Source organism: Tamlana carrageenivorans, assembly GCF_002893765.1.
Classification (GTDB): domain Bacteria; phylum Bacteroidota; class Bacteroidia; order Flavobacteriales; family Flavobacteriaceae; genus Pseudotamlana; species Pseudotamlana carrageenivorans.
Genome location: NZ_CP025938.1, coordinates 1,499,348 through 1,513,069, shown reverse-complemented (window position 1 = coordinate 1,513,069; position 13,722 = coordinate 1,499,348). Strand labels below are relative to the sequence as shown.

Here is a 13,722-nt window from a genome sequence, read left to right as displayed (position 1 = left end):
TCAACTGGAATTTAACGTCTAGGCTTCTAAAATTAACATTTCATTATATCTGGATTCTTACGGTTTTCAAGTTCTTTATTCCAATAAAAATTAACTTATGAAAACTAACATGGTTTCGGCGCTACTACTGGGGGATTATTGGTAGCTTGCGACGGAAAAACAACAAAAAAACAACTACAGAAAACCAAGAAATTATTGTAAAAACGGAACCAGTGACGAAAGAAGACCATTCTCTGAAATCAAAACTGGACGCCAAAAAAGCTAATTTTGAATTGAAGGCAGACGACACAAAAAAAAGAATCTACAACTAACTTTTAAAGCTACCCAAATAGAAAGTTAGCATACCACAAAAAAGCATTTTAATTTATGAAGACAAAAGCATTTTTAAAACACACATTCAGCATATTATTAACCGTTGTTTTTATGATGTCTTGTAGCGCCAATAACGACACTGATTCTACAGTTACTGAAGAAAAAGAAGAAGAAGCCACACCTGAAGAAGTTGATCCTCCGGTAGAAGAACCTACAAATATTGCATGGAAAAACTGGTACCTCTCGGTGCCTATAAACCGTGGAGATGGTAGCGCCACTTCCATTCAGCCGGATGCGATTATTAATAACGACTTAACATCCAGTGAATCGCAGTATTTTTATAAGAATGATGATGGCAGCTACACGTTGTATACTAAATTCACAGGCTTTACAACATCCGGACTTTCGCCTTTAGGAGGAAAATACTGCCGTACCGAGCTTCGCGAATACTGGCGCGGAAACCAAGACACCAAAGACAATTGGTCGATGGCTACCGGAATCCATATTTTAGAATCTACCATGCATGTTGATTTTGTTGAAGGTAATGGTAGAACTATTGTGGCTCAAATTCATGGGAAATCTTCAGAAGGTATTCCTGGCGACCCTGCAACCGTAAAAATTAGATGGAACAATGGTATGATTCAAATTGATTACTACACAAAACCTGAAAACGACGATCCATGGACTAGTAAATATGATGCTAAATTGGATTTCGGCCGTGTAGATAACGAGAAATTCACATTCAAAATTAAAATTGAAAACGGTAAAATGTACTGTGCGTTAGTTTGTGATGCGAAAGACTTAAATATCGATTACCAAGAAATTTATGACTATGTTGGTAATGGCTATATCCATGAAAATTACTTTAAAACTGGGAACTATTTTGGATGGCATGACGATTATGAAAAAGCAGCTCAAGTAGTACTTCATGAAGTGGTAACCAAACATGAATAATACATTCAGAAGGAAATAGACAACAAAAAGCAACATGACTCATAAAAAAAAAGCGGTTTTTAATTGGAGTGGCGGAAAAGATTCTGCCTTAGCCCTTCAGAAAGTACTTAAAAATCAAGAATTTGAAATCGTTGCTTTATTAACATTACTGAATGAAGACACTTTAAAATCAGCCGTACATAGTATTCCTTTAGAAATTTTATCACGACAAGCTAAAAGTATTGGCATTCCGCTGCATACCGTTTCATTTGCTAGAAATTTGAATAACTACAGCGAAAAAATGACCGAAATAGCACAGCATTTCAAAACCCTTGGTGTCACTCATTTTATATTTGGTGACCTAGAAATATCGGATGCTAAAAATATAAGAGAGCAATTATTTAATCCTTTAGGAATTGAAATTATAGAACCCCTTTGGCATAAAACCTCAACCGAAGTGATTTCGGAATATTTACAGTCGGGAATAAAATCAAAAATTGTGGTTACTCAAGCCGATCAATTAGATAAAAGTTTTGTAGGCCAAGAATTAACCGAAAAATTAATATTGAATTTACCCCAAAACGTCGATCCCTGTGGTGAAAAAGGTGAATTTCATTCATTAGCTTATGATGGCGATTTGTTTAAACAGCCCATTCTTTTTAAATTAGGAGAAACAATTAAAATATCACATGATATTAATTTAGCCAACGGAGAAACCAAAACTTTCAATTATTGGCAAGCTGAAATTAGCGTTTAACCTATTGGCATAAAACACTGCAGTTATGATTACAACTCCAGAACATGACCAGCGTATAGCTAAAATGTTTTTTGCCTCGGTATACCCGCACTACCTAACCAAAATAGAAAAGAAAGGCAGAACGCTGGACGAACTCCATCAGGTTATGCAGTGGTTAACAGGTTTCACACCTAAAAAAATTGAAGCACTCATTGAAGAAAACGTCACTCTTGAGCAGTTTTTTAAACAAGCAACATTAAACCAAAACGCCCACCTTATTAAAGGTGTCATCTGTGGGTACCGCATTGAAGACATCACAACACCATTAACACAGCAAGTGAGGTACTTAGATAAATTGGTAGATGAATTAGCCAAAGGTCGAAAAATGGAAAAAATTTTACGCTCTGAAAAATAAAACATACGAACTATTACGTGTTTATATGTCGTAAAATTCTTATTTTAATTCATGTTTAAACGAAGTCGTTTTAAAGCAACGAAAAAAATAAAAACATGATTATCCCTCTATTTCTAAGCGCTATTTTCCTAATCTTAGCACTCATTCATTTTAACTGGATTTTTGGTGGAACCTTTGGGTTAAATGCATCTTTACCTACCAATTTGGAAGGTAAACGGGTGTTAAACCCAAAACCTCTAGAAACGGTCATAGTAGGTCTAGACTTGTCCTTTTTTAGTCTTTTTTATATTTTACAATCTGGACTCATAACTTTTACGCTTCCTCATTGGGTGATATCGGTAGGTGGGTGGCTTATTCCTAGTATTTTCCTTCTTAGAGCTATTGGAGAGTTTAAATATGTTGGCTTTTTTAAACGTATAAAACACACGGCCTTCGGAAAAATGGATACCAAATTATTTTCCCCATTATGCCTAGTAATAGCCATTATGGGCTTCCTTGTACAACTTTATATTTAAAGTGTTTCCGGAAAACTGAGGCAGAACAAAAAAGCATGAATCATTTATCATATCTTTGTCTCATTTTGCAAAAACATGACTTCCACGCTACTTTCATCACCTTTACAGGGGTTTACCGATTTCAGGTTTCGTAATGCCTTTAACCATTATTTTGGTGGTATCGATACTTTTTATGCACCGTATATTCGTCTTAACGGTAAGCTAAAAATAAAGCAGTCCTATCAAAATGATTTATTACCCGAAAACAACAGTACATTAGAAGTAATTCCGCAAGTAATAACAAACGATCCCGACGAGTTTGTGTATGTTGCTAAATATGTTCAAAGTCTGGGCTACAATGAACTTAACTGGAATTTAGGTTGCCCATACCCCATGGTAACCAAATCTGGAATGGGTTCTGGATTAATTTGTAATCCGCAAAGAATTAATGAAGTGCTTCAAAAAGCGCATCAGGAAACGGGTATTTTAGTATCCATGAAAATGCGCATGGGTTATGAAAACGCAAATGAAATTTTAGAAAGCTTCCCTATTTTAGATCAATATCCCCTTAAAAATGTAGCCATTCATGCCAGAATTGGAAAACAGCTTTATAAAGGCGCTGTAGATCTAGATAGTTTTGAAAAGTGTATCGCTGGCACCAAACACAAACTCTATTATAACGGAGACATCACTAGCGTGTCTTCATATAAAAAAATCGCCAATCGTTTTCCACAAATCGATCATTTTATGATAGGCCGTGGGTTAATAGCCGATCCCTTTCTTCCGAGTATGATTAAAAAGAATACCACTACATATCCAGAAAACCGCTGGTCTATTTTCTCAGAATTTCACGATACCATCTATCAAGCATACGATGCTTACTTATCTGGACCAACGCCTATAAAAATGAAAATGCTTGGTTTTTGGGAATACTTTGCGCAATCTACTTCCAACCCACAAAAAGTCTATAAAGCCATAAAAAAAGCTTCAAATCCTGTAAAATACAAACAAGCGGTAAGTCAGATTATAAATTCAGAAATGAAAATTAAGTCGTCTATTTAAATTTATATGAAGACTCGGTAATCCATGTTGGTCCTTAAAACACCTAATGAAGTAAATTTCTTTCATTTTCATTTCCTTTTAAGAATTCAGAAATTAAGACACTCATTATTTGCTCATTACGTAACATTTCTATTTGTTTTTTAATGATAACAGATATGAATCCGTAGTTAATTTTATTAAATTCGTTTACTAAATCTAATACCATCATTTATGATTTTAAATACCGAATTAGAATATAAAGGGAATTTATTCCCTTCTCAAATAGTTAAATACGAAAAGAACTTAAATGTACTTTCATTTACCACGAAAAACGGCGTTATTTTACAAGTTACTGTTCGCAGAGATAGTATTTTAAGATTTCGATTTACAACCACAGGTATTTTTGAAAACGACTTTTCATATGCTATTACCAAATATGCAAGTCGTGGCTACAACCACCTTGAAGTTACCGAAGATGATGATCACTATATCATAACCACCTCTAAACTTATTTGTAATATCTCAAAACAAGATTTACGAACATCCATTTACGATGCCGTTGATAAGTCTTTAATTTGTGAAGACGAATTAGGTTTCCATTGGGAAGAGAGTTACGAATTTGGTGGTGATGTGGTTAAAATGTCTAAAACAGCCCAACCTGGCGAAAGTTACTACGGACTAGGTGATAAACCTGTAGATAACAACTTAAAAGGCAAACGTTTTGAAAACTGGGTAACCGATTCGTATGCTTACGGTCGGGATACCGATCCTATTTATAAAACCATTCCATTTTATACAGCATTACACAACAAAAAATCGTACGGTATATTTTTCGATAATACCTTTAGATCGTATTTCGACTTTTGTCACGAACGTAGAAATATTACCAGTTTTTGGGCACATGGCGGCGAAATGAACTACTATTTCATTTATGGTCCAGACATGGGCGATGTGGTAGTTAATTATACCGATTTAACAGGTAAGCCTCATGCCATGCCTGCACTATGGGCACTAGGATACCACCAATGTAAATGGAGTTATTATCCAGAATCTAACGTTAAGGAAATCACGTCTAAATTTAGAGAGTTAAAAATTCCTTGTGATGCTATTTATTTAGACATCGATTATATGGAAGGTTTTAGATGTTTCACCTGGAGCGAGCAACATTTCCCCGATCCAAAACGCATGGTGAAGGAATTGGCCGATGATGGCTTTAAAACCATAGTGATTATCGACCCAGGCATTAAAATTGACATGGATTATTCGGTATTTAAAGAAGGTCTAGAAAAAGATTACTTCTGTAAACGCGCCGATGGCCCTTATATGAAAGGAAAAGTATGGCCTGGAGAGTGTTACTTCCCAGATTTCACAAACCCAGAAGTAAGAGAGTGGTGGGCCGATTTATTTAAAGAACTTATTGAAGAGATTGGTGTAAAAGGCGTTTGGAACGATATGAACGAACCTGCTGTAATGGATGTACCAGGAAAAACTTTCCCTAACGATGTACGCCATGATTACGACGGTAACCAATGCAGCCACAGAAAGGCGCATAACGTTTACGGTATGCAAATGGCACGCGCGACTTACCAAGGTTTAAAAAAATTCTCTTATCCGAAGCGTCCTTTTGTGATTACGAGAGCGGCGTATTCTGGAACACAACGTTATACCTCGAGTTGGACTGGCGATAATGTGGCGACTTGGGATCACCTTAACATTGCCAATTTACAAGCACAACGCATGTGTATGTCTGGGTTCTCATTCATAGGATCGGATATTGGTGGTTTTGCCGAGCAGCCTAATGGCGAACTCTATGCCCGTTGGATTCAATTAGGGATATTCCATCCGTTTTGTAGAACCCACTCTTCTGGCGATCATGGCGATCAAGAACCTTGGGCTTTTGGAGATACGATTACCAATGTGGTTAGGAAATTTATCGAATTGAGATACCAACTCCTACCCTATTTATACACCGCTTTTTGGCGCTACGCCGAAGAAGGTGTGCCCATCTTAAAATCATTAGTATTATACGATCAAAAGGATCCGCAAACCCATTACAGAAACGATGAGTTTATTTTTGGAGAGAAAATTTTAGCCTGTCCCGTTACGGGTCCGAACCAGAAGGGAAGACGCATGTATATTCCACTGGGTAAATGGTATAACTTCTGGACCGATGAATTGGTGAGTGGCGGACAAGAAATTTGGGTAGATGCCGATTTAGATAGTATGCCTATTTTTGTAAAAGAAGGTGCCATTATCCCGAAATATCCGATACAACAATATGTAGGCGAAAAAACAATTGAAGAATTAACCTTAGATGTGTATTATAAAGTAGGCAACGAAATTTCAGAGGTTTATGAAGATGCTACAGATGGTTACGATTATATAAAAGGACGTTATAGCTTAAGAAGCTTTAAGTTTCAAGGGAAAGAAAAGGAAATTATTATTCAACAACATAAGTCTGGTAAATTCATTACCACCTATAAAACGTTTAGAATACACTTCCACGGACTACCTTTTGAAATTAAGGAAATAGAAATCGATAATGTGATCATTCCTTTTGAAGAACTTCGTTTTAAAGGAGGAACAAGCTTAAAGCTTACCAAAGAATTTTCTGAACTTCATATTATTGGTGCTTAACACTAACTATTAAATTTTAAAAAACCTCAGTTTTTATAAGCTGAGGTTTTTTTATAAATGAAATTTAGACGTTTCAATACGAACTAAATACGTTGAATGGTCTTGTTTCCGATTAGTGGCAAGTTTAAGCCCCCATCTTAACTATTAAAAGCCACATATAAAATCTATTAAGATTTTGTAAAGCAAGCTCGAACTAGCCATTAATTATTTATCTTATTGACAAATCGTTAAATTTTTTATTTGAAGGCTTAAATTTAGTTTTGCTCCTAACGCATTAAAAATCTGCATTACAGTTTCAAAAAGTCACATAGTCCGGCAGAAACATTTATGATGTAGTAGACACTTTTTCAACATCAAAAGGCTTACCTAAATACACCAATTGATAGCCTTTTCCAATGGTTTCAACATCTAAATTATAGGAAGATATAATATGTAATTCACCTTCGTTATCCTTAATAAACAAAGGAATCATATCTTTATCTTTATTGGTTATCTTAATTAAATTTTGGTAATATTCCTTATCCTCTAATTCTATTTCATTTATAGAAGGGTGTCTGCGAGATAAAGCATATAAGGAACTATAATCATCTTTATGAGAGAATAGGCCTTCCTTAGGATTTTCACTCTCATCAAGCATCTCTAATGGGGTTACAAGCCTAAAAGCGCCATTTTCTCCAAAATCATTACTAAACTTACTGATAGCATATTTATTAATATCAGAATTTCCTGTCAAAGCCATTAAGTAACCCACATCATTCAATTCAATATTATCGATTAAGGTATCAGAATAAATATTAGAAGTTAGCGCTTCCAAACCGAGTTCTTTAGCCTTTTCGATATTTTTTTCATTACTATCAACAAGCACAACATGCCTACCGTTTTCGTATAAATAATGTCCTAGAAGTCGCGATACTTTTGAGGCGCCTATGATTAAAATACCATCAGATTTTTTAAGAAATACACCAACCAATTTTGCGAATAAACGGGCGGTAGTCGCGTTAAGCAAAACAGTTCCTAGTACAACAGTAAATACCAAAGGGGTAATATATTCGGCACCTTCAATGCCTTCTTTTATCAGCTTATTACCAAAAAGCGAGGCAATACCGGCAGCAACAATTCCGCGAGGCCCCACCCAACTAATAAATAATCGTTCGTTAATGGTTAAGGTAGAATTCATCGTACTTAAAAACACCGCTAACGGACGTATTACAAAAACAATGGACAAGAATAATACTAATGTTTTCCAGTTGTAAAGCAACATTAAATCCTGATAATTAATATTAGCCGCCAGTAAAATAAATAAGATAGAAATCAATAAAACACTTAAAGATTCTTTAAAATACAACAATTCTTTAAGGTTTTTTAGCCTGCCGTTTCCTAAAACCATGCCCATAACCACCACGGCTAATAACCCCGATTCGTGAGCAAATAATTCCGATTCTACAAACACCAATAATACGGTTGAAAGGGATACTACATTAAGTAAATAATGCGGAATAAGTTTTTTATTAATAACAAAGGCTAGTGCATGAGCAAAAGTAAATCCGAAGGTGGTACCAAATAAAATAATTTTTCCAAATTCAATTAATGCCATTTTAGTAAAGCCCACATGGCCTTCAACACTAATAAATTCAAAAACCAAAACGGCAACTAAAGCACCTATGGGATCAATTAAAATGCCCTCCCATTTTAAAACAGCAGACACATCTTTTTTAAGTGGAATATTCCTTAAAATAGGTGTGATTACCGTGGGACCCGTAACAATGATAAGTCCTGCAAAAAGGAACGACAACTCCCAGCTTAAACCAAAAACTTCATGGGCTAAAATACCAGAGCCTATAAAGGTAATAGTGGCTCCTACGGTGATAAGCTTTGTAATAACAGGGCCTACGTTTTTTATCTCGGCGCGTTTAAGTGTTAAACCACCTTCAAAAAGAATGATACTAATAGCTAACGATACAAAATAATAGAGGCCATCTCCAGGGAAAAACCCTTTTTTACCATTCCAAACAGGTTCAATCCATTTGGAACCATCAGAGGTAATAAACTCTGCAGCAATGGGACCAACCAACAACCCTATTAGAATTAAAGGTAAAATGGCAGGAATTTTGAATTTCCAAGCTACCCATTGAGCCAATATGCCTAAAATTATAATTCCAGCGAGTTCTAACATACTTTAAAAATAGATATAAAAACCACTAATTTAAATAAAACAGATGATTTATAGTTTTTTAAACAACGAACTTTCCAAATTATCATCAGATACCGAAACCCTTGAAAGTAAAGTCTTTTGAAAGCATATCTGCTAAAAGAGTCTATTTAATAAAAAACAAAACCAATTTATATGAATATCCTAATATTTTAGTTTTTTTCTTAGAAAAAGATATTTATCATCACCCATTTTTAATGCAAGTTATTTCTTAATAAATTCTTAACATTTAAGAACTTTGTTAATAGATTTGTTAGTTTTGTTATCTTATGACCTTATATCCAATAAACACAGGCAATTTTAAACTTGATGGAGGCGCCATGTTTGGCGTAGTTCCAAAATCCATTTGGCAACGTACCAATCCTTCTGATGCCAATAATATGATCGATTTATCGGCGCGATGTTTACTTATTGAAGATGGCGATCGCTTAATTTTAATCGATAATGGTATGGGAAATAAACAATCGGATAAGTTTTTTGGTTATTACTACATGTGGGGCGATTTTAATTTAGATAGCTCCTTAAAACAATACGGTTTTCATCGCGACGATATTACCGATGTTTTTCTAACACATTTACACTTCGACCATTGTGGAGGTAGTATTCAATGGAATAAAGATAAAACAGGCTATGAACCAGCCTTTAAAAATGCCCACTTTTGGACGAATGAAGATCATTGGCAATGGGCAACACAACCCAATCGCCGCGAAAAAGCTTCTTTCTTAAAAGAAAACATCCTACCTATGGAAGAAAGCGGACAACTAAAATTTACCGCCGTTCCGGAAAACGATCTCCTTAAAAATTCAGCCCTAGGCTTCGATATCTTTTTTGCAAATGGGCACACCGATAAACAAATGATTCCTATGATAAGGTATCAAGATAAAACCATTGCATTTATGGCCGATCTATTACCTACCGTTGGACATATACCGCTACCCTATGTTATGGGCTACGACACCAGACCTTTACTCACCATGAATGAGAAAGAAAAGTTTCTAAACATGGCTGCCGATAAAAACCTATATCTGTTTTTAGAACACGATGCTCATAACGAAATTATTACCGTACAACACACCGAAAAAGGGGTGCGATTAAAAGACACCTTTACCACAAGACAAATATTTAACAATTAATATAATAACACATTTAATAATAAAAAAGGTAACTATGAAAACCATTAAAACAATAGCAACTTCAGCCTTTGCAGCTGTATTACTTTCTGGCTGTGGCGGGTCAAGTATTGTTTCTACTCCCGTTGAAAATATAGATTCTTCACCTTTAAAAGTTTCAGAACTCACGGAAGCCGAAGCTCATAATTGGGGACATCTAGATCTTGTTAAAGATACCATCCCTGGAATGAGCGTAGATCGCGCTTACACCGAATTAATTAAAAACAAAAAAGGGAAAAAAGTTATTGTTGCCGTTATTGATTCTGGAATTGATATCGATCATGAAGATTTAAACGAAAATCTTTGGACCAATGAAGATGAAATTCCTGGAAATGGCATCGACGATGATAAAAATGGATATGTTGATGATATTCACGGTTGGAATTTCTTAGGTAAAGGTTATGATGAGCAGTTAGAGTTTGTAAGAATTCTAGTAAAAGGTGATAAAAACGACCCTGATTATGCAAGAGCTGAAGCTGAATATGATAAAGAATATGAAACTTGGGTAAACAGAAAAAAACAATATGACCAATTTTACCAAGTTATCACCAATACTAATAACACTTTAAAAGCACATTTTGGAAAAGATGACTATACTAAAGAAGAGGTTAAAAACTTAGTTACCGACGACGAGACTTTATTACAAGCTAAACAAATGGCTATGGGGATGTATGGAAACGGATTGGAGTCTATACATGTCGCTGAAAAAGAAATAAAAAATGCTATTGAAAGCATTAATGAAAGACTAAATTACAATTTAAATAAAGATTTTAAAGGTCGCGTAAATGGTGATGATCCGGAAGATTTTTCTACAAAATATTACGGCGATGCTAATGTAAAACCTGTAAAAAAATCTGAAAGCCACGGTACACATGTTGCCGGAATTATTGCTGCCGTTCGTAATAACGGAAAAGGCGCTAATGGTGTGGCTAACAATGTGGAAATAATGAGTGTAAGGGTGGTACCTAATGGTGATGAATATGATAAAGATGTCGCTTTATCCATTCGTTATGCCGTAGATAACGATGCTAAAGTTATTAACGGAAGTTTTGGAAAAAGCTTTTCACCACATGCCGATATCGTGCGAGAAGCCATTGCTTACGCTGCTAAAAACGATGTGATTTTTGTACATGCTGCCGGAAATGACAGTAAGGATGTTGACACAGAACCTAACTTCCCAGATGATAATGTAAATGGCAAAGAAATTTCAGATACTTACATTAGAGTTGGTGCTTTAGCCCCTTCATACGGGTCTAAAATGGTTGCTGGTTTCTCAAACTATGGAAAACAAAACGTGGATGTATTTGCGCCAGGTGCTAGCATATACTCTACAACTCCAGAAAACGAATACGATACTAAAGGAGGAACTTCTATGGCTGCTCCTGCAGTGGCTGGTGTAGCCGCTTTAGTGCGCTCTTACTACCCAAATCTTTCAGCTGCTGAAGTAAAACAAGTGATTTTAGATTCTGGTTTAGCCATCAACAGAAAAGTCATTGTTGGAGGTAATACGGCCGATGTTAGACCTTTTGCAGATTTAAGTAAATCTGGTAAAATGGTTAATGCTTATAATGCTTTAATTATGGCTGCTAAATTATCTGCTGCTAAGTAATTATTGTAGTACAACTAAATAAATAGTAATCATGCCTGTTGAACATAATCGAATGCTGTTCTTATTTAAATAACACGTCGATTATAGTCAACAGGCATTTTTATTGATATTAATCAAATTAATCTTTTTATTCTAATCCTAATGAATCGCTTCCTTCTCACTGTTTTTTGCTTAGCATGCTTCATGGCATGTAAATCTCCACAGCAAACGGCAGCCGTACAACCCGCTAAAACGGATTCAAAACAATCGCCTTTAAAACCATCAAAAATAAATAGTCCACGATTAACCTCATATTGGCAACAACATGTCGATTACACCATGGATATTGATATGGATGTAAACACCTATCAATACAAAGGAACTCAAAAACTGGTCTATACCAACAATTCACCCGACGTTTTAAACAAGGTATTTTACCATATATACCCTAACGCTTTTCAGCCAGGTAGTGAAATGGATGTTCGTTCACAAAACATCCCCGATCCCGATGGAAGAGTTAAAGATCGTATTGGTAAATTAAAACCCAATGAAATTGGTTATATAAAAGTAAATTCATTAAAACAAAACGGTATTACTATACAACATGAAACCGTTGGTACTGTTTTAGAAGTTCAACTGGCCAAACCTATTCAACCTGGGGAAAGCGTCACTTTCGATATGGTTTTTGATGCTCAAGTTCCAGTTCAAATTCGTCGTTCTGGCCGAAATAATAAGGAAGGTGTAGCCTTATCCATGACCCAATGGTATCCTAAATTAGCGGAATACGATTATGAAGGTTGGCACGCCGATCCCTACATAGGACGTGAATTCTATGGTGTTTGGGGTGATTTTGACGTGACGCTTCATATTGATAAAAATTATGTTGTTGGCGGCACCGGTTATTTACAAAACCCAAACGAAGTGGGTTATGGTTACGAAACAGGGTCTGTTAAACGCCCAAATACCGATAAATTAACTTGGCATTTTAAAGCGCCAAATGTACACGATTTTACTTGGGCAGCCGATCCAGAATACAAGCATGACACTATGCAAGTTCCTAACGGACCACTACTCCACTTTTTGTATAAAAGTACCATGCCAAAAGATAAATTAGATAACTGGAAAAAGCTTCAACCAAAAGCCGTGGAGCTCATGCAGTTTTATAGTGAACATATTGGAAAATATCCTTACGATCAATACTCTATCATTCAAGGTGGCGATGGTGGTATGGAATACGCCATGTCTACACTCATTCTTGGAGAAGGAAATTTTGAAGGTTTATTTGGTGTTACGGCACATGAAATGGCACACTCTTGGTTTCAGTTTTTATTAGCCACTAATGAATTAACCAACTATTGGATGGACGAAGGGTTCACCCAGTATTTTGGGAAATTGGCCGAAGATCATATTAATAATATTTCATTCCAAAAATCAACCAAACAAACCTACGATGTTTATAATTATTATGTTAAATCTGGAACCGAGCAACCATTAACAACTCAGGCCGACCGTTTTCACCTAAACCGTTCTTCTTCCATTTCAGCGTATTATAAAGGATATATCTTTTTAAACCAATTGGCTTATATCATCGGACAAGAAAATTTAGAAACCACCATAAAAGAATACTTTAATAATTGGGCCTTTAAACACCCTAATCGTGTAGATTTTATTCGTATTGCTGAAAAAGTTTCAGGCTTAGAATTGGAATGGTATCTCACCGATTGGACAGGTACTACCAACACTATAGATTACGGTGTTAAATCTGTGGAAGGCAACACGTTCACTTTAGAACGTATCGGTTTAATGCCTATGCCTATAGATGTGAGCGTAACTTATACCGACGGAACCACTCAAGATTTTTACATTCCATTACAAATGATGCGTGGTGAAAAGCCAACCACAGCAACCATTTTAAATGATTGGGCTTGGGCCTATCCAACTTACAGTTTTAAAACACCTAAAACCTTAAAAAGTGTTACCATCGACCCCAAACAAATGATGGCCGATATTAATCGAGAAAATAACGAAAACTAATCATTTAGTAAATCATTTTGAAAAGCCCTTTTTGTTAATTCAAGAGGGCTTTTTATTTTTACAAACTGGTGATATCTCTGCATATCTCTGCATATCTCTGCATATCTCTGTGTACCTCTGAGTGTCTCTGTGAAACACTCAAAAACACTGTGAA

Annotated in this window: 10 protein-coding genes; 9 read left to right on the top strand and 1 reads right to left on the bottom strand. The window is 35.6% G+C overall.

The features are described from left to right. Positions 1–366: 366 nt before the first annotated feature. The 6 genes from C1A40_RS06755 (at position 367) to C1A40_RS06730 (ending at position 6,568) form a co-directional block, all read left to right on the top strand. Positions 367–1,266, top strand: coding sequence for a polysaccharide lyase family 7 protein (locus C1A40_RS06755; RefSeq protein ID WP_102995232.1), 900 nt, complete (start codon positions 367–369; stop codon positions 1,264–1,266). Positions 1,267–1,300: 34 nt separating this feature from the next. Beyond that, the gene (locus C1A40_RS06750) at positions 1,301–2,002 is read left to right on the top strand and encodes a Dph6-related ATP pyrophosphatase (RefSeq protein WP_102995231.1); all 702 of its coding nucleotides are present in this window, start codon (positions 1,301–1,303) and stop codon (positions 2,000–2,002) included. Positions 2,003–2,027: 25 nt separating this feature from the next. Beyond that, positions 2,028–2,396 (top strand): DUF2200 domain-containing protein, encoded by a 369-nt coding sequence (locus C1A40_RS06745; protein ID WP_102995230.1) that lies wholly within the window; start codon positions 2,028–2,030, stop codon positions 2,394–2,396. A 95-nt stretch (positions 2,397–2,491) separates the two neighbouring features. Continuing rightward, the gene (locus C1A40_RS06740; protein WP_102995229.1) at positions 2,492–2,911 is read left to right on the top strand and encodes a DUF3995 domain-containing protein; all 420 of its coding nucleotides are present in this window, start codon (positions 2,492–2,494) and stop codon (positions 2,909–2,911) included. A gap of 75 nt (positions 2,912–2,986) precedes the next feature. Then, a complete protein-coding gene (locus tag C1A40_RS06735) occupies positions 2,987–3,952 on the top strand; it encodes a tRNA dihydrouridine synthase (protein WP_102995228.1) in 966 nt (321 codons plus the stop codon). 210 nt (positions 3,953–4,162) lie between these two features. Then, entirely contained in the window at positions 4,163–6,568 is a 2,406-nt protein-coding gene (locus C1A40_RS06730; protein ID WP_102995227.1) for a glycoside hydrolase family 31 protein, read from the top strand. A 325-nt stretch (positions 6,569–6,893) separates the two neighbouring features. On the opposite strand, the gene C1A40_RS06725 is transcribed toward C1A40_RS06730, so the two are convergent. After that, positions 6,894–8,741, bottom strand: a complete 1,848-nt coding sequence (locus tag C1A40_RS06725; protein WP_102995226.1) for a cation:proton antiporter — start codon at positions 8,739–8,741, stop codon at positions 6,894–6,896. Positions 8,742–9,046: 305 nt separating this feature from the next. Here C1A40_RS06725 and C1A40_RS06720 point away from each other — a divergent pair, with 305 nt between their 5' ends. From C1A40_RS06720 to C1A40_RS06710, 3 genes are all read left to right on the top strand, one after another. Beyond that, complete coding sequence (locus C1A40_RS06720; protein WP_102995225.1) at positions 9,047–9,910, top strand: MBL fold metallo-hydrolase; 864 nt, start codon at positions 9,047–9,049, stop codon at positions 9,908–9,910. Between the two features lie 34 nt (positions 9,911–9,944). Further along, positions 9,945–11,555: a S8 family peptidase gene (locus C1A40_RS06715; RefSeq protein WP_102995224.1), complete on the top strand. Its 1,611-nt coding sequence runs from the start codon at positions 9,945–9,947 to the stop codon at positions 11,553–11,555. Positions 11,556–11,738: 183 nt separating this feature from the next. Further along, positions 11,739–13,568 carry a M1 family metallopeptidase gene (locus tag C1A40_RS06710; RefSeq protein ID WP_422395602.1) on the top strand — a complete coding sequence of 610 codons (1,830 nt, stop codon included), beginning with the start codon at positions 11,739–11,741 and terminating at the stop codon, positions 13,566–13,568. Positions 13,569–13,722: the final 154 nt, after the last annotated feature.